This window comes from Achromobacter sp. UMC71, from assembly GCF_014170305.1.
Lineage (GTDB): Bacteria > Pseudomonadota > Gammaproteobacteria > Burkholderiales > Burkholderiaceae_B > Achromobacter.
This window is the reverse complement of sequence record NZ_LZZT01000031.1, coordinates 119,238-138,211: the sequence shown is the minus strand read 5'-3', so window position 1 is coordinate 138,211 and position 18,974 is coordinate 119,238. Positions and strand designations below refer to the sequence as shown.

The 18,974-nt window shown below is 67.1% G+C and carries 20 protein-coding genes; 8 read left to right on the top strand and 12 right to left on the bottom strand.

The annotated features are described in order from the left end of the window. Positions 1-3: 3 nt before the first annotated feature. Positions 4-672 carry an O-methyltransferase gene (locus tag A9974_RS14810; protein ID WP_183004928.1) on the bottom strand — a complete coding sequence of 223 codons (669 nt, stop codon included), beginning with the start codon at positions 670-672 and terminating at the stop codon, positions 4-6. A 78-nt stretch (positions 673-750) separates the two neighbouring features. On the opposite strand from A9974_RS14810, the gene A9974_RS14805 reads away from it, so the two are divergent. From A9974_RS14805 to A9974_RS14795, 3 genes are read left to right on the top strand one after another with little or no spacing between them, the layout of a single operon-like run. Continuing rightward, positions 751-1,392, top strand: coding sequence for a TetR family transcriptional regulator (locus A9974_RS14805; RefSeq protein WP_183004927.1), 642 nt, complete (start codon positions 751-753; stop codon positions 1,390-1,392). Between the two features lie 36 nt (positions 1,393-1,428). Then, on the top strand, positions 1,429-2,271 hold the full coding sequence (locus A9974_RS14800; protein ID WP_183004926.1) for an alpha/beta fold hydrolase: 843 nt from the start codon (positions 1,429-1,431) through the stop codon (positions 2,269-2,271). 9 nt (positions 2,272-2,280) lie between these two features. Next, the gene (locus A9974_RS14795) at positions 2,281-3,024 is read left to right on the top strand and encodes an SDR family NAD(P)-dependent oxidoreductase (protein ID WP_183004925.1); all 744 of its coding nucleotides are present in this window, start codon (positions 2,281-2,283) and stop codon (positions 3,022-3,024) included. A gap of 25 nt (positions 3,025-3,049) precedes the next feature. On the opposite strand, the gene A9974_RS14790 is transcribed toward A9974_RS14795, so the two are convergent. The 4 genes from A9974_RS14790 to A9974_RS14775 form a co-directional block, all read right to left on the bottom strand. Further along, positions 3,050-4,087: a DUF4105 domain-containing protein gene (locus A9974_RS14790; RefSeq protein WP_183004924.1), complete on the bottom strand. Its 1,038-nt coding sequence runs from the start codon at positions 4,085-4,087 to the stop codon at positions 3,050-3,052. Further along, complete coding sequence (locus tag A9974_RS14785) at positions 4,084-5,463, bottom strand: HdeD family acid-resistance protein (protein WP_183004923.1); 1,380 nt, start codon at positions 5,461-5,463, stop codon at positions 4,084-4,086. The genes A9974_RS14790 and A9974_RS14785 overlap by 4 nt, the downstream gene beginning before the upstream one ends. 188 nt (positions 5,464-5,651) lie before the next feature. Next, entirely contained in the window at positions 5,652-6,476 is an 825-nt protein-coding gene (locus A9974_RS14780; RefSeq protein ID WP_183004922.1) for an alpha/beta fold hydrolase, read from the bottom strand. Positions 6,477-6,549: 73 nt separating this feature from the next. Further along, positions 6,550-7,851, bottom strand: coding sequence for a UDP-N-acetylglucosamine 1-carboxyvinyltransferase (locus A9974_RS14775; protein ID WP_183004921.1), 1,302 nt, complete (start codon positions 7,849-7,851; stop codon positions 6,550-6,552). A 437-nt stretch (positions 7,852-8,288) separates the two neighbouring features. On the opposite strand from A9974_RS14775, the gene A9974_RS14770 reads away from it, so the two are divergent. Next, entirely contained in the window at positions 8,289-9,734 is a 1,446-nt protein-coding gene (locus A9974_RS14770) for an MFS transporter (protein WP_183004920.1), read from the top strand. A 34-nt stretch (positions 9,735-9,768) separates the two neighbouring features. Here A9974_RS14770 and A9974_RS14765 read toward each other — a convergent pair whose 3' ends face one another. From A9974_RS14765 to A9974_RS14755, 3 genes are all read right to left on the bottom strand, one after another. Further along, positions 9,769-10,254, bottom strand: a complete 486-nt coding sequence (locus A9974_RS14765; RefSeq protein ID WP_183004919.1) for a hypothetical protein — start codon at positions 10,252-10,254, stop codon at positions 9,769-9,771. Positions 10,255-10,277: 23 nt separating this feature from the next. Continuing rightward, entirely contained in the window at positions 10,278-10,967 is a 690-nt protein-coding gene (locus A9974_RS14760) for a hypothetical protein (RefSeq protein WP_183004918.1), read from the bottom strand. A gap of 199 nt (positions 10,968-11,166) precedes the next feature. Then, positions 11,167-11,571 (bottom strand): EF-hand domain-containing protein, encoded by a 405-nt coding sequence (locus A9974_RS14755; RefSeq protein WP_183004917.1) that lies wholly within the window; start codon positions 11,569-11,571, stop codon positions 11,167-11,169. Positions 11,572-11,672: 101 nt separating this feature from the next. Here A9974_RS14755 and A9974_RS14750 point away from each other — a divergent pair, with 101 nt between their 5' ends. Continuing rightward, entirely contained in the window at positions 11,673-12,410 is a 738-nt protein-coding gene (locus tag A9974_RS14750; protein ID WP_183004916.1) for an NAD(P)-dependent oxidoreductase, read from the top strand. Between the two features lie 9 nt (positions 12,411-12,419). Here the strand turns inward: A9974_RS14750 and A9974_RS14745 are convergent, their stop codons facing one another. From A9974_RS14745 to A9974_RS14735, 3 genes are all read right to left on the bottom strand, one after another. Continuing rightward, complete coding sequence (locus tag A9974_RS14745; protein ID WP_183004915.1) at positions 12,420-12,767, bottom strand: hypothetical protein; 348 nt, start codon at positions 12,765-12,767, stop codon at positions 12,420-12,422. A 134-nt stretch (positions 12,768-12,901) separates the two neighbouring features. Further along, positions 12,902-13,807, bottom strand: coding sequence for a DNA/RNA non-specific endonuclease (locus A9974_RS14740; protein WP_183004914.1), 906 nt, complete (start codon positions 13,805-13,807; stop codon positions 12,902-12,904). A 132-nt stretch (positions 13,808-13,939) separates the two neighbouring features. Then, positions 13,940-14,839 (bottom strand): LysR family transcriptional regulator, encoded by a 900-nt coding sequence (locus tag A9974_RS14735; protein WP_183004913.1) that lies wholly within the window; start codon positions 14,837-14,839, stop codon positions 13,940-13,942. Positions 14,840-15,097: 258 nt separating this feature from the next. On the opposite strand from A9974_RS14735, the gene A9974_RS14730 reads away from it, so the two are divergent. Next, positions 15,098-16,000: an aromatic alcohol reductase gene (locus A9974_RS14730; protein ID WP_183004912.1), complete on the top strand. Its 903-nt coding sequence runs from the start codon at positions 15,098-15,100 to the stop codon at positions 15,998-16,000. Positions 16,001-16,149: 149 nt separating this feature from the next. Then, positions 16,150-16,629, top strand: coding sequence for a VOC family protein (locus A9974_RS14725; protein WP_183004911.1), 480 nt, complete (start codon positions 16,150-16,152; stop codon positions 16,627-16,629). Positions 16,630-16,674: 45 nt separating this feature from the next. Here A9974_RS14725 and A9974_RS14720 read toward each other — a convergent pair whose 3' ends face one another. Further along, positions 16,675-17,496, bottom strand: a complete 822-nt coding sequence (locus tag A9974_RS14720; RefSeq protein ID WP_183004910.1) for a hypothetical protein — start codon at positions 17,494-17,496, stop codon at positions 16,675-16,677. A 301-nt stretch (positions 17,497-17,797) separates the two neighbouring features. Here A9974_RS14720 and A9974_RS14715 point away from each other — a divergent pair, with 301 nt between their 5' ends. Further along, complete coding sequence (locus tag A9974_RS14715) at positions 17,798-18,973, top strand: diguanylate cyclase (protein WP_183004909.1); 1,176 nt, start codon at positions 17,798-17,800, stop codon at positions 18,971-18,973. Position 18,974 lies beyond the last annotated feature (1 nt).

Below are 18,974 nucleotides of genomic sequence, written 5' to 3'. Positions count from 1 at the left end.
CGATCAACCCAGCCGCATCGACACTTCGACGTCGCCGCTGAACGGCGTGGACAGGTAGCCCGATTCCGGTGAACGCACGCGAGCCAGGTATTCGGGGCAGTAGTCGGCGTTGTCCGCCACGATCATGGCGCCCGGCCGCAAGCGACTTTCCAGCAGCGTCAGGATGTCGGAGTACAGCGCCTTGGCGCCGTCCAGCAGAACCAGGTCGATGTGGTCCGGCAGGTCGGTGGCCAGCGTTTGCAGCGCGTCGCCTTGGCGGAATTCAACCAGGTCGACCAGGCCGCCCGCGGTCAGGTTGTCGCGCGCCCGTGCCACTTTGGACGGTTCGAATTCGCTGGTGATCAGGCGGCCGCCGCCGTTGTCACGCAGTGCCGCCGCCAGATGCAGCGTCGAGATGCCGAACGAGGTGCCGAATTCCACGATCGTGCGGGCTTTTCCGCTGCGCGCCAGCATGTAGAGCAGGGTGCCGGTTTCGGGCGACACCGCCAGCGGCAGATCCTTCATGCGGCCATAGAAGTCCCGGTAGTCGGTCTTGCTGCGCATCAGGCGCGTCTGTTCGTCTTCGGACAGATTGGTCAGGGCGGGGTCGGCAGTGGACCAAGAGGCATCGGCTTGCGTGAACAGCAGGTCGAGCAAGGGCGCGAGGGGGGAAGAAGTGAGGGTGTTGGTCATGCGATATGTCCGGTGTCAGAAGGTGATTTAGAATACGACGAATTCGTCGCATTTCTCTATTCGCATTTCCGGACACCCATGGCCACCCACCGCAGCGCCAAGCTCTCAGAGCGAAAACAGCCCCAGCAGACCCGCTCGGCGGAGCTGGTCGCCGCCATTTTGCAGGCCGGGGCTCAGGTTTTGGCCAAAGAGGGCGCGCAGCGCTTCACCACCGCGCGTGTCGCCGAGAAGGCCGGCGTCAGCATCGGCTCGCTCTATCAATACTTTCCCAACAAGGCCGCCATTCTGTACCGGCTGCAGATGGATGAATGGGCGCAGACGTCTGGCCTGTTGCGCCGCATTCTCGAAGACGCCAGCCAGCCTCCGCGCGAGCGCCTGCGCACGCTGGTGGTTGCGTTCGTCCGGTCGGAATGCGAGGAGGCCGTGATGCGCGTGGCGCTCAACGACACCGCGCCGCTGTACCGGGATGCGCCCGAAGCGCGAGCCACCAAGGAAGAGGGCGCCCGCATCGTCCTGGTCTTTCTGCGCGAAGCCTTGCCGCAAGCTTCCGATGCCGCGCGAACCCTGGCCGGCGACCTGATCACCACCACGCTCAGCGCGGTCGGCAAGCAGTTCTCGGAAACCCCGCACACCGCCGAAGACATCGACGCTTATGCCGGCGCGCTGGCCGACATGCTGTGTGCCTATCTGGACAGCCTGGCGTCGTCCGCCCGGGAGTAAGATTGCCGCTCTTTCCGGCGCTTGCAAGGACACGCCATGCATTCCCGTTTTGAGATCGCCTGCGGCCGTGCCGTGTTGGCTGCCGACGCCGTGGGCAGCGGCGACCCCGTCGTCTTCCTGCATGCTTCCATCTGCGATCGCCGCATGTGGCGGCCGCAGCTTGAGAGCCTCGGCGCTGCTGGCTGCCAAGCCATTGCCTACGACCGGCGCGGTTTTGGCGACACGCGCGGGCAAGCCGAGGACCACTCGGCCGTGGCCGACCTGATGGCGGTCATCGACACCGTCGCGGACGGCAAGCCGGCGATTCTGGTTGGCTGTTCCCAAGGCGCGCGCATCGCGATGGACGCAGCGCTGATGCATCCCGCGGCCGTGCGGGGGCTGGTGCTGATTTCGCCCACCGTGGCCGGCTCGCCGGAAGTGGCGTTGCCGCCCACCATGCAGGCGCTGATGGCGCCCTTGAAGGCCGTCGAGGCAGCGGGCGATCTCGACGGCGTGAACCGCCTGAAAGCGCGCCTGTTCCTGGACGGCCCCCTGGCCGCCGAAGGCCGGGTCGCCGGCGCGGTGCGCGAGCAGTTCCTGGACATGCACGGGCGAGCGCTGCGCGCCGCGCCCATGGGAGCCAGCCGTGACGACGTGGCGGCCTACTCGCGCTTGCGCGAGTTCACGGCCCCGGCGCTGGTGATCTGGGGCGATCTGGACTTTCCCCATATCCAGGAACGCGCGCGCCGGGTAGCCGGCATCCTGCCGCAGGGCGAGGCCTGTGCGTCCGCCGGCGCCGCGCATCTGCCCAGCCTGGACCACCCGGCGGACATCACCGCACGGATCGCCGCTTTCATCGGCCGCTGCCCCGGCGGGGCGGGCGCATCCTCTTCCGCGTAGCACCCAACCATGTCGCATCCATCTCCCGTCGCGCTGGTCACCGGATCCACGTCCGGCATCGGCGCGGCCATCGCCCGGCGCTTGGCGCGCGACGGCTATTCCGTGGTCCTGCATTCACGCCGTTCGGCGGATACGGGGCAGGCCCTGGCCGCCGAGCTGGGCTCGGCCGTGTACATACAGGCCGACCTGGCTGTCGACGCGGACCGGGTCCGGCTGGTGCGCGAGGCCGTGGCCGCGTGGGGCCGGCTGGACGTGCTGGTCAACAATGCCGGCATCAGCCGCGTTATTGCGCATGGCGACCTGGCGGCCGCCACGCCGGACGTGTGGCACGAGATGCATGAAGTCAATGTCGTCGCACCGTTTCGCCTGGTCGCCGAGGCGCAAGCCGCGCTGCTCGCGTCGGCCGCAACCGGCAAACCGGCCTGTGTCGTCAATGTGAGTTCGCACGCAGGGGTGCGGCCCAAGGGCGCGTCCATTCCCTATGCGGCGGCCAAGGCCGCGCTGAACCACGTGACCCGGCTGCTGGCTGTGTCGCTGGCCCCGGGCATCCGCGTCAACGCGGTGGCGCCCGGCCTGGTGGATACGCCGCTGACGCAAGACTGGAGGCAGGCGCAGCAGTTATGGAAGGAGCGCTCGCCGATGCGGCGCGCGGCCAGTCCCGACGACATCGCCCAGGCGGTGGCGCTGCTGGTGCAGTCCGACTATCTGACAGGGGAAATCCTGCTGTCGGATGGGGGCTTGAATCTGACGTGACGGACCCAGGGCCTGTCAACAGGCCCTAGGCCGGGGTATCCAGCCCGCGTGGGCCGGCGGCGTCGGCGCTATCGCCGTCTTGGGATATGCCGGGCACGCCCAGCCGGATGTTGCGCGAGTACTGCGTGGCGTCCGTCGTGGCGCGGGCGCGGTCGGTATAGCGGCCGGCCCGCCGGTAGGCCGCCGCGCTGTCCGCGCCTTGCAGCGTGCCCAGCCGGTACAGGTATTCGGGCAGATACCCGGACAGCAGCAGCCGGTAATCGAGCGGCAGGCCGGGCACGATCTTGTCGGCCAGCTGGTAGATGATGGTGATGCAGTTGGCCGTCAGCGTGTTGTAGAAGCGGGGCTGGCGCGCCAGCTGGCTGGCGGTGTCCACATACGACAACAGCAGCTTGCGGGCTGCGCCATCCGGCATGTGCACGCGGTACAGATAGCCATCCTCGCCGCGGACATTGGTGCGCACCCGCAGGCTGTCCTCTTCGGTCGAGGCCAGCACCGACAGCTCGTATTGACGGAAGAATCCGCCGATCTCCGAAAACTTGTCGCGCAGTTTGCGGCGGATCTCCACCGAGAACACCACATATTGGCCGTCGGTAAAGCCGAACGACACCAGCGCATGCGCGATTGCCGGGCGGCCCCAATACGACAGCGCCAGGTCCACCGACGCCAGGCGCGACAGATCGTAGGTGCGCGTGTCCCAGCGCACGTCGTAGTCGGCGGCCGTGCGCCAGTCGAAATTGCGAACGTTGCGCAGGGTCAGCGTGTCGCCCCGCACCGAGCCCTGCGTGACGCGGGCGACCTCGGGGATCCATTCGCGATCGTTGGACGGGCGTACGCCCCAATGCCACCAGGCCAGCAGCGCCAGCAGCAATACCCCGAAGCCCCAGGCGGGCAGGGTGTGGCCGAACGCCAGGCCGATCAACGCGGCGGCTGCCAGCGCCAGCCAGGCCGCGGGCAGCAGCGCGCGCTTCTTGCCATCGCCTGCCGGCTGGAACCAGAGCGCCAAGGCGCCCCACGCCGCGCCGGCCACGATGGCCACGCCCACGGCCAGCAGCCCCATCATGGCTGGGTCTGCGCGTTGCGGGCGCCGGCCTCGCGGTCCTGGCGGCGCCAGCCGGCGCGCAGCGCCGCGATCTGGCGAATCGCGGCCTGCGACATCTTCCACCAGCCGAACGGCCGCGGATCGGCCAGCATGCTCAGCGCGCGGGCATAGTCCAGCGTCAGTCCCGGGGTCCAGGCCATGGTCAGGGCGCGCTTGCGGATCTGCGCCGCTACCCACAGTTCAGGCGTCAGCATCAGGCGCAGCAGCACGCCCCAACCGGCGCGCGGGCCATGCAACCGGCCCACCACGCCGTCCAGCGCCGCCTCCAGCGCGGCCGAAACCGAACTGGAGCAGTTGCGGTGCGTCAGGTTGTAGATCTCGGTCTGGCGGTAGCTGTCCCAGAATGCCTGCAGCTTGCCGGCGTCGTAATTGCGGATGCGCACCTGCATGGTCGACGGGCACCAGGCCTGGGACTCGGTGGCATAGTCGGGCTGGTAGACCCCCGGCACGTCGTTGTCGGCGGTGGCGCGCAGCAAGGTGCCGAATTGTTCGGGCGAATGGTCGATCTCTTGCGCGGGATACAGGCTGATGTAGACGCCTTCGGGCGATTCCAGTGCGGCATGGCCGGTGGACACCACGCCGTTGATGTCCACGGCGGCGATGTAGCGATCCAGCACCGGATAGTTGCGCGTGGCCGTCTTGGCCGAGCCGGACGGCGTCCAGACATGGACCGTCAACGCCCGCTCGCTCGCCTGGGGCGGTCCATCGAATACGGTCTGGGCCGGCCCGTCGATGCGGGTCGGCATGAAGTCGGGGTGCGGATTGGCCGCCAGGGCCGGGTTGGAATCGAGGCTGTGCACGCGCCGGGCCAGCCACAGCAGCTTCATGCCCGAAAACGCCAGGAACAGGCCCAGGCAGTACGGCACGGTGCCGACATAATGGGTGGGATAGGGCTGGAAGAAGAAGATGGCCAGCAGCACCTCGGCCACGCCGGATGCGAATACGTAGCGCCAGCGCGGGTAGCGCACCACGTAGGCCGCGATGCACTGCATCAGGCCGTCCACGAGGAACAGCAAGCCGAAGATCATCGACAGCAGGAAATGGCCGTGGTGGTGGCCCGCCAGGATCAGAATGCCGGCGGTCAGCACGAATACGCCCTTGGCGTAGCGCAGCACCCGCTGGCCGCCGACGCCCGAAGTGGCGATGGCCAGCGTGGCCAGCCCTTCGATGACGAACAGCACGGCAAACAGGTATAGCGGGAAATACAGCGCGCCATCCAGCGCGTCGACAAAGATCGTGACGCCGGCGGCCAGCACGATCCAGCCGCCGATGGCCAGCGCGCGGGCGCGCTTGTGCAGGTAATCGATGCCGAGCAGCAGCAAAACCAGATGGCTCATGTTCCTGACACTCCGTAGGGTGGGACGGACTTGCGGCTGGGGACTGCGAAAGCGCGTCGCGCGTGGCGTTACGACAGGGGGCCGGGCGCGGCGTTGGCGTGCCGCTGCGTGGATGCGGCGGTATATAAGGTATCACGCCGGTACGCGCGGTTCCGAGGGGAACGCGCGTACCGGCGGCAGGCGACGGCCTACGGCACGGCGACGGCCTTGAGCCATTGGCCGGCCAGGTCCAGCACGATGCGTTCCTGTTCGCGATGCGGCACGTGGCCGCAGTTCTCCAGCAGCGCCTGCTTGCCGCCGGTCAGTCCGGCGATGCGCTCAGGGTGCACCGCCGAACCGTATTCGTCCAGCTCGCCGTGCAGCGCCAGCACGGGGCAGCGCACCTGGCGCAGGGGCTCATTCAAGTTCCAATCGGCAAACGCGGGCGACAGCCAGGTGTCGACCCAGGCGCTCAGGACCCAGGCGGCCTTGTCGCCGTGGTACTTCTTCAGTCGGTCCAGCTGGCCGGGTTCGGTGAAGTTGCGCTGGGCCGCGCGGATGCCATCCAGCGTGCGGTCTTCGGCGAAGGCCTGGGCCGATTCGGTGATGAGCGCAACGCAGTCGCCGGGGTAGGCGGCCGCGGCGCAGATGGCCATGCCGCCGCCCACGCTGTGACCCAGGCCGATGTAACGGCCGATGGCCAGTGCCAGGCGCAGGTCATGGAAGCCCTCGCGGGCCTCGGCTTCGACGAAGCCGGTGGCAAGCGTGGCGGGGTTCGGGGCCGACTGGCCGAAGCCCAGCCGGTCGTAGGCGATGACGCTGCGGCCGGTGGCCGTGGCCAGATTCTCGGGAAAGTCGCGCCATAGCTCCACACAGCCCAGCGAGTCGTGGAACAGCACGATGGGCGCCAGATCCGCCGCCGCACTGCCATTCCCCGCCGGGTTCGCATCCTTGCCCGCGGGGTCCCAGCGCCGCGCGAAAAGGCGGCCTTGCCGGGTGGGCACGTGGATATCCTGGCGGGTAATCGAAAGCATGTAGGGGTCCTGGTGGGGGTAGGGCGCCACGCGGCGCCGTCCTTGGCTGACTCCCGATTATAGGAAACCCGGCTTATTCCTCGCTGGTCCATTCGACCTGCACGCCCAGGCTGCGCAGGTTTTCGACGAAGCGCGGGTGGGCGCGGCGGATCGGCGTGGCGTTGCGGATTTCAGAGCGCCCGTCGATGCTGCTGGCGATCATGAACAGCGCGATGGCGACGCGGATGATGTAGGGGCTTTCCACCACGGCCGGCGTCAACGGATTGCCGCCGAAGGTGATGACGCGGTGCGGGTCCGACGAAAACACGTGCGCGCCGAACTTGGACAATTCGCCGGTCCAACCCAGCGCGCCGTCGTAGACCTTGTTCCAGAACATCGCGTTGCCCTCGGCGCATACGCCCAGTGCGATGAAGATGGGCAGGAGGTCCACCGGGAAGTACGGCCACGGCGCCGCTTCGACCTTGGTCAGCACATTGCTGGTGAAGGGCGTCTGCACCTTCAGCGGCCCGCTGCGCAGCGCGCGCGACCAGCCATTTTCGTGCACGATCTGCACGCCGAACTTGGCGAACGTGCGGTCGATCAGCGGGAAATTGCCCGGGGTGCTGTTGCGCACCACGACGTCGCCGCCGGTGATCGCGCCCAGCGCCAGGAAGGTCGTGATTTCATGGAAGTCTTCCTCGAACGTGAACTCGCCGCCGCGCAGGTCTGCGCCCCCCCGCACTGTCAGCCGCGAGGTGCCGATGCCGTCGATGTCGGCGCCCATCATCGCCATGAAGCGGCAGAATTCTTGCACGTGCGGTTCCGACGCGGCATTGGTCAGGGTCGACTCGCCGGCCGCGGCCGCGGCGCACAGCACGAAGTTTTCGGTGGTGGTCACCGAGGCGTAATCCAGCCAATGGTGGGTGGGCTTGAGCGGCCCGGCGCTGCGCACCAGCAGCGAGCCGCTGGCGCGTTCGACCTCGCCGCCGAACGAGCGGAAGATGTCCACGTGCGGGTCGATTTCGCGCACGCCCAGCGTGCAGCCCTTGACGTTGTCTTCCAGCCGCGCCACGCCAAAGCGCGCCAGCAGCGGCGGCACCAGCATGATGGACGAGCGCATCTCTTCGGGCAGCCGGTGCCGCGCGGCGTCGAACGCCGTGTCGCGATGGTGCAGGTCCAGTGTACGGGTGCTTTCGTCCAGCCGCACCTCGCTGCCCAGCGTGCGGAAGATGTCCAGGATCTTGCGCACGTCGGTGATGTCGGGCACGCCATGCAGCCGCAGCGGCTGATCGGTCAGCAGCGTGGCGCACAGCACGGGCAGCACGGCGTTCTTGTTGGCCGACGGGATGACGCGGCCGCGCAGGGGCGTGCCGCCGTGGACGATGAGATTGGACATGGGCGAGGAGCTTGGACGACAGGAGAGGCGGATTAGGGAAACAGCGCCGGAAATTGTACCGGGCGGGCCTGCCGGGCGTTCCGCGGGGCCGGTAAAAAAGGTGTCAGACTGCAATTTCAGCGCATACGGGGCCGGCGCCCCGCCGCCAGGCGCTGGCGGTGCTGATCCGCGCCACCGTGGCCTTGAATGCGTCGGCCGCCAAACAGACCAAAACGGCCAACGACGCCTGACTTTTGCCACATTTTTTCAGGCCGAATTAAGCGCCACCCCGTAATATTCTCCCGTTGCCGCGGCAGTTCGCCGCCGCACCGTAAGCGTTCACGTCATCCAACGCGCCTTCGGACCGCCTTCGCCGCGGCCGGGCGCGCCTGTGCGGACGAACGCTGGGCCAAGCCGGGTTTGGCGCAGGCGCTCCCCGCATCGGGACCGCATTCATCATGACTCAACCCGCACTTCAAACTGCCCCCGTCGCCGCGCCGCCAGACGCGCGCCGCCTGTTTTTCACCGCCTTGCTGGTCGCCGCCGCGTTCTTCATGGAGAACCTGGACGGCACGGTGATCACCACCGCCTTGCCCGCCATGGCGCAGGACTTCGGCGTCCTGCCCGTGGACCTGAACCTGGGCGTCAGCGCCTATCTGCTGACACTGGGCATCTTTATCCCCATCAGCGGCTGGATGGCCGACCGCCACGGCGCGCGCCGCGTGTTCTGCGCGGCCCTGGTGATCTTCACACTGGCCTCGCTGGCTTGCGGGCTGGCCGACAGCCTGTGGTCGTTCATCGCCCTGCGCGTGCTGCAGGGCGTGGGTGGCGCCATGATGGTGCCGGTGGGCCGGCTGGTGGTGCTGCGTCACACGCCCAAGCACGAACTGATCCGCGCCATGTCCATCCTGACCTGGCCGGCGCTGACCGCGCCGGTGCTGGGCCCGCCCGTGGGCGGCTTCATCACCACGTATGCGTCGTGGCGCTGGATTTTCTACCTGAACCTGCCGCTGGGCCTGGCGGCGCTCGTTGCCGCCTGGGTGCTGATTCCCGACGACCGCGCCACGGAGCGCCGCCCCTTCGACTGGGCCGGATTCCTGTGGATCGGCGGCGGCCTGTCGAGCTTGTTGTGGACGCTGGAACAGTTCGGCGGCGCGGCGCCGTCATGGGCCCGCATTGGCCTGTGGATGGCGGCCAGCGCCGCGCTGCTGGCCCTGGGCGTGCGCCACCTGGGCCGCCACGCGCATCCCATGCTGACGCTGTCGCCCCTGAAAATTCGCGCCTACGCCGTCAATTTCTGGGGCGGTTCGCTGTTTCGCATGTCGGTGGGCGCGGTGCCGTTCCTGCTGCCCCTGATGTTCCAGGTGGGGTATGGCATGGATGCCTTCCATGCCGGGCTGCTGGTGATCGCCGTGTTCGCCGGCAACTTGTCGATGAAGCTGTTCACGACCCAGGTGCTGCGGCGTTTCGGCTTCCGTCCGACGCTGCTGGGCAACGGCACGATCAACACCGTGGCGTTGGCCGCGTGCGCCCTGATCGGGCCGCAGATGCCCGTGGCGCTGACCGCGCTGATCCTGTTCATCGGCGGCATGTCGCGGTCGATGCAGTTCACGGCGCTCAATACCCTGGCCTTCGCCGATATGCCGCAACCGCAGATGAGCGCGGCCAACACGCTGTTTTCCACCATGTCGCAATTGGCGCTGGGGATGGGGGTTGCGCTGGGCGCCATCGCTATCCGCATCGGTGAATGGGCCGTGCCGGTGCTGGGCCTGGAAGGCGCGCCCGGGGCGGCCTACCGGCTGGCGTTCTTGGTGGTGGGGCTGGTGTCGCTGGCCGGCATGCTGGACTTGTTCGCCTTGCCGCGCGGCGTGGCCGACGACGTGTCGCGCGGCCGGCGGGCGTAAAAAGGCACGCTGATCCCGCAAAACCTTGCGGCTGTTACGCCGCCGCGGGGTGCTTGCGGATCAGCATGGTGCCGCCGATCGTCAGCAGCAATCCGCCGCCCAGATAGGGCAGGCCGAAGATCAGCGCCCAGAAGAACAGAGCGGTGTTGGCGTCGTTGGCCGCCCGCGCGCCGGCCGTGGCCGGATCATGCGCGGCCGGGTCCATCATCAGCATGCTGGCCGGCAGCGCCAGCAGCAGCGAGGCGCCGAGCAGCACGCAGCCCCAGCCCGCCAGGCGGCGATTGTTGGGGATGCGCAGCAGCGCCGCGGCCACCACGACGGTGATCACCACCGAAATGATCGTGCCTGTGAGCAGCATGCGGTCCACGACGGCGGGGTCGTCCGGGACGTAGGGCTGCGCTGCCGGGTGGTTCAAACCGAACGCTATGATCAGCAGCGGGTTGACCACGCTGAAGGCCGCCCGGCCCACCAGCAAGCCGAACACGATGCTGGCGATCCACTTGATCGAGGTAGCGTTCATTCAAGAGCCCCGGTCCGGCGCGATCAATAGTAGATGTCGACGTAGTCGGTCAGGCCGCCGCACGCTTCCATCTGTTGCAGGCGCCAGTATTTGCGCTTGCCGGTGGCGCGGAACTCATAGTCGCCCGTGCGCTCGCAGCGGCGGCCCGGGTCGGGCGCGTTCAGGATCAGGATGGTGCCGCGGAAAGTGAAGCGGTCGGCCGAGATCGAGACCACTTCACCGCGCAGTTCCACGGAGCCGTCGCCGTTGATCTGGCCGCCTTCCAGGCTCACCACGTCGCGGTCGTCACGGGCCGTCAGGTGGCCACGATTGTCGCTCCAGAGCCACTGCAGGGTGATGCCGCTGTTGTTGAGCAGGCGCTCATAGGCGGCCTGGTTCAGGATTTCCGTTTTCTGCACCCGTTGCAGTGATTGGCCCGAGGCCGCGGCCTGGCCGGCCGGCGGCTGGGCTTGTTGTGGCTGCGCCTGGGGCTGGGTCTGCGGTTGCCGGGGAGGCAGCGCCGGCGATTGCGATTGCGGCTGTGATTGCGGCTGGGCCTGGGACTGGGGACGGGGCGGAAGCTGGCCCGGTGCCAATGCCGGAGCATCCCCCGGCGCCGCCATGACCGGCGCCGCCGCCACAAAAGCCAGGCCCAGGGCCACAGCGTAAATGCCGGACATCAGCCGCTTCTTGGCGGGCGCGAATGCCGGGGCGCGATCGGGGTTCATGTGCATAGGGGGTGTCGTTTGGAAAGTAGGAAGTGCGTTGTCGGTAGGGCAGAGCACGTTTTACTGGGTACGTTTTACCTGGTACGTATTACCGGGCCGTAAATTAGCACGCGCCATGGCATTCGCTAATTGCCGATTTTCTGTCTTATGTATCTATTCGTTAACAAGAAAATGACGGCCCGATTCTCGCACGAACGCCAGGGTTTCAGGGCTTGGGCTTGCGGTTCATTTCGTATTTGGGCCGGCTGCGGAAATTCTTCATCGCGTAGTCCAGAAACTCGGCCTTGCTGATGCGCCCGTCGCCGTCGGTATCCATCGCGGCCACCTGTTCGGAGGTCGCTTCATTCAAGAGCGGACCACGGGTGAGATAACCGTCGGCGTTGATATCCTGCTTGTCGAACGCCGCTTCCATCCGGGCGTAGTATTCCGGCTCGGTCATGGGGCGGTTGACGGCGTCGGGCGTCGGGATGGCGCCCGCCTTGCCCGCTTCGGCCGTGCCAGTCGGCGCGGGGGCAGGGGCCGCGGGCGTGGATTGCGCCATGGCGCCGCCCGTCCACAAGGCAAGCAGCAGTGCCGCGGTCAGGCTACCCGTCCGGGTGACATTTTTCATGGTTATCCTTTTAGGCATTCAGGCGGCGCAAATGATATCGCCGACTCGGATCAGCAGTGTTGCCATATGTTTTCGAATAATAAATAACCCAGGGATCCAAAATGACGACGTTGGTAATCGGCGCCAGCGGGGCGACGGGGCGGCTGCTGGTCAGGCAATTGCTGGACCGCGGGGAGCCGGTGCGTGCCATTGTGCGTACGCCGCAGGCATTGGAGCAGCTTGCCGGCGACAAAGGACTGTCGCTGATTCAGGCTGGCGTGTCGGACCTGGCCGATGCCGATCTGGCCCGGTATGTCAGCGGTTGCACTGCCATTGCGTCCTGCCTGGGTCACACCATGAGCCTGAAGGGCATCTACGGTCCGCCGCGGCGACTGGTTGCGGATGCGGTGCGCCGGTTGTGCCAGGCGGTCAAGGCCAGCCCGCCTGCCGCGCCGGTCCGCTTTGTCTTGATGAACACGGCGGGGAACCGCAATCGCGATCTGGCCGAGCCCGTGCCGTTCGCGCAGCGTTGCGTGGTGGGCCTGGTGCGTGCGCTGGTGCCGCCGCATGCCGACAACGAGCAGGCCGCCGCTTATCTGCGCACCGCCATTGGCCAGAACCACGGCGCGGTCCAATGGGTCGTCGTGCGTCCGGACAGCCTGGTCGATCAGGACGCGGTCACCGCCTACGAGGCGCATCCCTCGCCCATCCGCAGCGCCATTTTCGATGCCGGCAAGACCAGCCGCATCAACGTCGCGCATTTCATGGCCGAGCTGGTGATGGGGGGCGAAACTTGGCAGCGCTGGCAAGGGCGGATGCCGGTGCTGTACAACGCGGCTGCGTGCCGGCATCCCGAGTAGCCGTAGGCTTTAACTCAGGTCGTCGAAGATGTACGGGGCGTATTGATAGACGCTGGCAGGCGCGGCGGGCGGGGGGAGCAGAGGTTTATGCCAGTAATTGCCCGGTTCGTTGAGCCACCAGAACTTCTTTTCACGGGCCAACGGGCATAAGGCAGACAGATCCGCGCCATAGCGCACCAGCAACGCGAGCAATTCACGCAGCATGGCGGTACTGAGCCTGCGGCGGTCGATCTTCAGGGTGAAATCCGGCCCTTTGCCCGTATGGTTCTTGATGGCGGGGATGGCCGTCAACGCGTCGAAGAAACGCTGTTCGTCACCTGGGGAAAGGAAACGGACGAGCGGAATTTTCACATCCATGGCACCGGCCTCTGGCGCGGATCCTGGCCGGACCCGGCGACGAACAAGCGGCGTTGCCGAGGCTTGCAGGATTGCGCAAAAAGCTAGCAGCCTACGTAGGCTTGCCTCATGCGGCCATTGGAAAATTCTGATTCTCAGGGCAGCAGCCGCATCCCCGTGCGCTTGACGAATTCGTCGTAGCTGATCGGCGGGCCCGCCTTGGTGTTGGCGCTGTTGGCCTGCCAGTGCACCCACGATCGCCCGCTGGTGGCGTCATACACCACCTTGTAGAGGTACGTGGGCACGGCCACGCCCGACCCGATAGTCTTGGGGCGGGAGTCATAGACCGGTCCGGTGAACACATACACGTCGCCCGCCGCCCGCATCACATACTGGCGCGTGTCCTGCTCGATGCGGCTCCAGGGACCGGCATTGTGGGTCTGATCCTGCGGCACCATGTTCGCCAGCGAAAAGCTCTGCGCCATGGCGTCGGACGTGGCCATGTCGCCCGCCGGCGCCATGTGGCCGCGGGAATAGCCCGAGCCCCGGTAGTCGTCCAGTTCGGCGCGCTCGGCGCGCGGCAGCCGCGCGTCGGCGTAGAACTTGTCGGTGCGGTGCAGCCCCTTGGCCTGGGCCAGGTTCTGCCGGTTCAGCCGTTCCGCCACGAACACGGGCGTCTTGGTCTGGCCGTTGTGCAGGATTGCGAATGATGAAAAACAGACCTCGCGCAGCCGCTGGCTGGCGGGCACGGCGGGCGGACGTGCGTTCGGGAAGAACTGCGGGCATTCCGTGAAAGTGGTCTGGACCAGCGCCGAGTTGGGCGTGGGCAAGGCCACCGGCGCCGTGCGCTCTTGCGACGGCCACCCCAGCCGCGACAGCAGGTCGCTGGCCGAGGCCGGCATCCGCCACTGCGGATTCAGCATGTAGGTGGCGGCGCCGAAGCTGGCCAGCGAGGTGACGACCAGCGCCCGCAGGAAGCGGGGAATGCGTCCGGCGGACCGGGAATTCGTTCGGGAGGGAGTGCTTCTCTTTCTGGGAGCGGGTTTCTTCGCGCGCGTCATGCTACCTGGGGCTACGGACCGGCCGCCAGTGGCAGCCAATGTGACCCCGGATTGTAGATGAGTGATGAATTCGTCACTTACGGGCGAAAAGCCGTCTGTGCGTAGACTACTTGGTCATGCGTCGGTCCCGCATTATTGCGCCAGCTCGGCCCGCGTGATCTCGATGATCCAGTCCACGAAGGTCTTGACCGCCGCCGTGGCCCGGGCTTGCGGATAGACGATGGCAATCGGCACCGGCTCGCAGCGGGTGTGCGGCAGCACTTCGCGCAGGCGGCCGCTGCGCAGGTAGATGGCGGCGGCCACTTCGGACAGCTGGATCAGGCCCAGGCCCTCCAGGCCGCAGTGCAGGTAGGCCTCGGTCTCGTTGACGGCATAACGGCTGGGCAGCGCCACCGCGGTTTCCTCGCCGTCCACCTGGAAGCGCCAGTCCAGCGGCCGGCCGGTGGCGTTGGACACGTAATTGACAATGCGGTGCGAAGCCAGCGCTTGCACGGAATCCGGCTCGCCGAAGCGGGCCAGGTATTTGGGCGACGCGCAGGTCAGCCACGTCAACCGGCCCAGCCGGCGCGCCACCAGCGTCGAATCGGCCAGCGTGCCGCTGCGGATCGCGCAGTCGATACCTTCGTGGATCAGGTCGGCCGGCCGGTCGCTCAGCCCCAGCACCACTTCGATATCCGGATAACGGGCCTCGAATTCAATCAGGCGCGGCACCACGAGCGCCCGGCCGATGGTGCCCGGCATGTCCACGCGGACCCGGCCGCGCGGCGCATGGGTGGTGGCGGACACGTCGCTTTCCGCCGCGGCGATATCGGCCAGGATGCCCTGACAGGCCGCCAGGTAACGCGCGCCCGCGTCGGTCAGGCTGAGGCTGCGGGTGCTGCGCCGCAGCAGCGGCGTGCCCAGGTGGGCCTCCAGGTGCTTGATGACGGTGGTGACCGACGAACGCGGCATCGCCAGCGACTGGGCCGCGCGGCTGAAGCTGCGCGCCTGGACGACCCGTACGAACGTCGCCATCGCTTGAAGTTTGTCCATGAGCCAGGCCTGCTGAAAGTGCGTGTGCCGCTCGCGGCGGCGTGCGCGCGCCGAATGCGGCGGGGATGGGGCGATGTTAACAATGCCGCGGTGCTGGCAGGCCCGTTGTCCGCGCGTTGTGTATTCAGGCAGCGCGAACAATGGCCGCCCGGCCCGCTCCTACACTGGCTATCACCTGACGACCGCGTTGTGCCGCATCGGCCTTTCGATCGGCTGCGGCCTGTTTTCCAGATATCCCTTCATCCCGCGAGGACCCCCATGTTGAATCAGAACGCCATTCTCGTCCTGGGCGCCGGCCAGCTTGGCATGGCCGTGCTGCGCCATCTGGCGCCGCGCGCCGGCTCGCTTTCGGTGCTATTGCGCCCGTCGTCCATCGCGTCCCGCGAGCCGGCGAAGCAGCAAGAGCTGGCCGAGCTGCGCGCCTTGGGCATCGAGATCGTCCAGGGCGATCTGGCCACGCAGTCGGCCGCCGACCTGGCCGCCACCTTCAGCCGCTACCAGACCGTGATCTCGTGCACCGGATTCGTCGGCGGCCCCGGCGTGCAGCGCAAAATCGCGCGCGCCGCGCTGGACGGGGGCGTCAAGCGCTTCGTGCCCTGGCAGTTCGGTGTCGACTACGACGTCATCGGCCGGGGTAGCCCGCAGGACCTGTTCGACGAACAGCTGGACGTGCGCGATATGCTGCGGGCGCAGCAGGCCACCGAGTGGGTCATCGTTTCGACCGGCATGTTCACCAGCTTCCTGTTCGAGCCGTCCTTCGGCGTGGTCGACCTGGCGGCCAACACGGTCAACGCGTTGGGCAGTCTGGACACCGCCGTGACCCTGACGACTGCCGACGACATCGGCAAGCTGACGGCCGAAATCCTGTTCGCCGAGCCGCGCATCGCCAACCAGGCGGTGTTCGTTGCCGGGGACACCGTGACCTACCGCCAAGTCGCCGACGCCCTGGAGCGCACGCGCGGCGGCCAGATCGCGCGCCACGAATGGACGGTGCCTGAACTGAAGCGCCAACTGGCCGCCGAGCCGGATGATTCCATGCGCAAGTATCGTGCCGTGTTCGCCGAAGGGCGCGGCGTGGCCTGGGATCCGGCCGAGACATTCAACGCCCGCCATGGTATTGCGGTGACCGGCATGGAAGACTGGCTGCGCGCCAATCTGTAGCGCGGCGGCCGTCGACATTTGCCAACGCTTGGTAACGCCCGCCGGGTGGCCGCGCGCAGTATTCTCGACTGCGCAGTATCCCTCACGCGGCCCCTGCCCGCCATACAGCGGCACCGGCCCGCCGGCTTGTCATTGACAGGAGAACCAGGATGGTCAGCAAGAACACGATTTGCCTTTGGTATGACGGCGGCGCGCTGGAAGCCGCCCAGTTCTACGCCAAGACGTTTCCCGACAGCGCGGTGGGCAGGATCATGCATGCGCCCAGCGATTTTCCGTCCGGCAAACAAGGCGATGTCTTGACGGTGGAATTCACGGTGATGGGCATTCCGTGCCTGGGCCTGAACGGCGGCGCGGGCGTCAAGCACAACGAGGCCTTTTCGTTTCAGGTCGCCACCGACGATCAGGAAGAGACCGACCGTTTGTGGAACGCCATTGTTGGCAACGGCGGCAAAGAGAACGTCTGTGGCTGGTGCCAGGACAAATGGGGCCTGTCGTGGCAGATCACCCCGCGCGTGCTGACCGACGCCATCACCGACCCCGATCCGGGCGTGGCCAAGCGCACCTTCGAAGCCATGATGCAGATGGGCAAGATCGATGTCGCGGCCATCGAGGCGGCGCGTCGGGGATGAGCCCCGGGGGGAACGCGCCGCAAGCGCCGCGATGCGCGGCCGCGCCTAGCGTTGTTGCGCTTCGTATTCGCTGCGGTTGAACAGTTCAAAATACAGCACGTCGGTCCAGTACAGGCCCAGCGGATATTCCGTGGCGTTGTCGCGGGTGCTGTCGAAGTCGTTGTCCAGCCGCAAGCCGAACAGCACGTCCAGCGGCTCTTCGGCCTGTTGCACCGTGGCCAGTTTCAGCTGGCGCGCCGCTTCGGTGATGTCGGCCGGCAGCGCGTCCAGCGCCGCGCCTGCATGTTTGCACCGCGCCAGCTCCTGTTCCACGCTGGCTTTCAGCGCCGCTTCGCCGGACTCGCTCATGATGTCCAGCTCGATCGTTTCCAGCAGCAGATAGCTGTCGCGGTGGGCCTGCAGAAAGGCGATGGTTTCGTCCAGTTCGACCAGCAGGTGGGACGGGGGCGCGTACGACTGGGTCGCCGCCTGCACGGGAATCGACGAAATGGTCTTTTTGCCGGGTGAAAACAGCTGCTTCAGGCGATCCAGGAACGACGCGGGCCGGGCTTGCGCGGCGGGGGCGGACATGGCCGGCGGCAGCACGGCCACCGCCACGCGCAGGATTTCGGCAAAGCGCTTGACGCGTGCAAAACCCGGATCGAACGGGCTGCTGATCGCGTAGAGCTGGGTGCGCTTGCCGGGTTCGTCATCGTCCAGTCCGTCCGAGATCAGCGACGCGCACAGTTGCGGATCGCCCGACATCAGCAGCCGGTACATGAACGGCACGTCGTACGGCCATTCGGACAGCCCGGAAATCGTCTCGGGCCGGTCGGCATAGGACGTGGGGCGGTTGCTCAAGCTGTACAGATACGAGCGATTGGCCATGGGAGGGTGCCTCGAAAGCGGTCTGGAGGGGCGGCGGGAAGGCGAAGGATGCCGCATCACCGCGTGCGCAGCATCATGTTTCCCGCGCTATTGGGGCGTAAGTTGACTGCAAATCGCAGCAACGGGGGGAATTAATTGCAGTCTGACACCGTTTTCGCTGTCTTTCCGCTCGTCCGGCCCCTTTTTTTCATCGGCAGCGAGGCCCGGCGTAACCGCCGCGCCGTCACATCCGCGCGGTGGATTTCCCCCTAGAATTGCGATTGTCGCCACAATCTCCCGGCGCCAACCCTCTCGATTCGAGATGTCCGTCGATCTCCTCACCCTGTACTTCATCATTATTGGAACGCTTCTGGTCAGCGCCGGATTGACGTTCTGGGAGCATCGGACTCATCCCTCGCGCAGCCGGTCGCTGCGCGTCCTTGCCGCGGGGTTCGCCACGTTGGCGGCCGGCTGTACCTTGGTGCTGTTCCGGGCGGACGTGCCCAGCGCGTTGGGCTCGCCCTTGAGCAACCTTGTCATCCTGAGCGGCTACCTGCTGGTGCTCAATGGTGTCGCGTCCTTGAGCGGCCGGCGTTACCGCACGGGGTCGCTGGCCTTGCTGGCCGTCATGGCGCTGATCTGGCTCGTGGCCGGCGCGGGCGGGCAGGCGCTGGTCTGGAAATACGTCAGCGCCTTTCCCATCGCGCTTGTCAGCGCTGCGACGGCCTGGGAGTTGTGGCGCTGCGAATCCCTGAAAGCGTTCAAGACCCGCTACATCGCCGTGGCGGTCTCCAGCATCCACGCGCTGGTCTACGTCGGCCGGGCCATGCTGCTGCCCGGGTGGGTGGCTGCGCACGGCCCGTCCGTGCAGGTGCTGGCCAGCAACGTCACGATGTACGAAGGGGTGCTGTATTCGGTGATCCTGCCGATGGCGCTGATCAAGCTGATCCGTGAAGAAACGCTGAACCGGCTGGTGCTGGAATCCCAGACCGACTACCTGACCCGCCTGGGCAACCGCCGCTGGTTCTTCGAGCAGGGCGCCCGCGCCATCGACGGCGCGGCGGGGCACGGCCAGGTCGCCGTGCTGGCGTTCGATCTGGACCAGTTCAAGGCCATCAACGATCGCCACGGCCATCAGGCCGGTGATCAGGTGTTGAAGGCGTTCGCGCGGATCGTGCGCGACGCGATGGGCCCCAAGGCCATCCTGGCCCGCATCGGCGGCGAGGAGTTCGCGGCGCTGCTGGTGGGGGAGGACGCTGCCCACGCCCAGGCGCTGGGCGACTCCGCGGCCAGGCGTTTCGCGGAAACGATCGCCCACCCAGTGGAAGGCATCGGCATACGCGCCACCGTCAGCATCGGGCTGGCGCACTTTGCCGGCGACGCGCCGCCGCTGGCCGACGCGCTGGCGCGCGCCGACCAGGCCCTGTACCGAGCCAAGGCGCTGGGCGGCAACCGGCTCGAGCCGGCGATCATGCTGGAAGCCGCGGCGGCGGACTGAG

Excerpts from the sequence above, each read along its gene's own strand:
- A9974_RS14755 (WP_183004917.1), bottom strand. The coding sequence starts at position 11,571 with ATGAAAAATGTCACCCGGACGGGTAGCCTGACCGCGGCACTGCTGCTT.
- A9974_RS14730 (WP_183004912.1), top strand. The coding sequence starts at position 15,098 with ATGTTGAATCAGAACGCCATTCTCGTCCTGGGCGCCGGCCAGCTTGGC.
- A9974_RS14720 (WP_183004910.1), bottom strand. The coding sequence starts at position 17,496 with ATGGCCAATCGCTCGTATCTGTACAGCTTGAGCAACCGCCCCACGTCC.
- A9974_RS14780 (WP_183004922.1), bottom strand. The coding sequence starts at position 6,476 with ATGCTTTCGATTACCCGCCAGGATATCCACGTGCCCACCCGGCAAGGC.
- A9974_RS14765 (WP_183004919.1), bottom strand. The coding sequence starts at position 10,254 with ATGAACGCTACCTCGATCAAGTGGATCGCCAGCATCGTGTTCGGCTTG.
- A9974_RS14750 (WP_183004916.1), top strand. The coding sequence starts at position 11,673 with ATGACGACGTTGGTAATCGGCGCCAGCGGGGCGACGGGGCGGCTGCTG.
- A9974_RS14745 (WP_183004915.1), bottom strand. The coding sequence starts at position 12,767 with ATGGATGTGAAAATTCCGCTCGTCCGTTTCCTTTCCCCAGGTGACGAA.
- A9974_RS14795 (WP_183004925.1), top strand. The coding sequence starts at position 2,281 with ATGTCGCATCCATCTCCCGTCGCGCTGGTCACCGGATCCACGTCCGGC.
- A9974_RS14800 (WP_183004926.1), top strand. The coding sequence starts at position 1,429 with ATGCATTCCCGTTTTGAGATCGCCTGCGGCCGTGCCGTGTTGGCTGCC.
- A9974_RS14770 (WP_183004920.1), top strand. The coding sequence starts at position 8,289 with ATGACTCAACCCGCACTTCAAACTGCCCCCGTCGCCGCGCCGCCAGAC.
- A9974_RS14725 (WP_183004911.1), top strand. The coding sequence starts at position 16,150 with ATGGTCAGCAAGAACACGATTTGCCTTTGGTATGACGGCGGCGCGCTG.
- A9974_RS14735 (WP_183004913.1), bottom strand. The coding sequence starts at position 14,839 with ATGGACAAACTTCAAGCGATGGCGACGTTCGTACGGGTCGTCCAGGCG.
- A9974_RS14760 (WP_183004918.1), bottom strand. The coding sequence starts at position 10,967 with ATGCACATGAACCCCGATCGCGCCCCGGCATTCGCGCCCGCCAAGAAG.
- A9974_RS14810 (WP_183004928.1), bottom strand. The coding sequence starts at position 672 with ATGACCAACACCCTCACTTCTTCCCCCCTCGCGCCCTTGCTCGACCTG.
- A9974_RS14805 (WP_183004927.1), top strand. The coding sequence starts at position 751 with ATGGCCACCCACCGCAGCGCCAAGCTCTCAGAGCGAAAACAGCCCCAG.
- A9974_RS14740 (WP_183004914.1), bottom strand. The coding sequence starts at position 13,807 with ATGACGCGCGCGAAGAAACCCGCTCCCAGAAAGAGAAGCACTCCCTCC.
- A9974_RS14790 (WP_183004924.1), bottom strand. The coding sequence starts at position 4,087 with ATGATGGGGCTGCTGGCCGTGGGCGTGGCCATCGTGGCCGGCGCGGCG.
- A9974_RS14715 (WP_183004909.1), top strand. The coding sequence starts at position 17,798 with ATGTCCGTCGATCTCCTCACCCTGTACTTCATCATTATTGGAACGCTT.
- A9974_RS14785 (WP_183004923.1), bottom strand. The coding sequence starts at position 5,463 with ATGAGCCATCTGGTTTTGCTGCTGCTCGGCATCGATTACCTGCACAAG.
- A9974_RS14775 (WP_183004921.1), bottom strand. The coding sequence starts at position 7,851 with ATGTCCAATCTCATCGTCCACGGCGGCACGCCCCTGCGCGGCCGCGTC.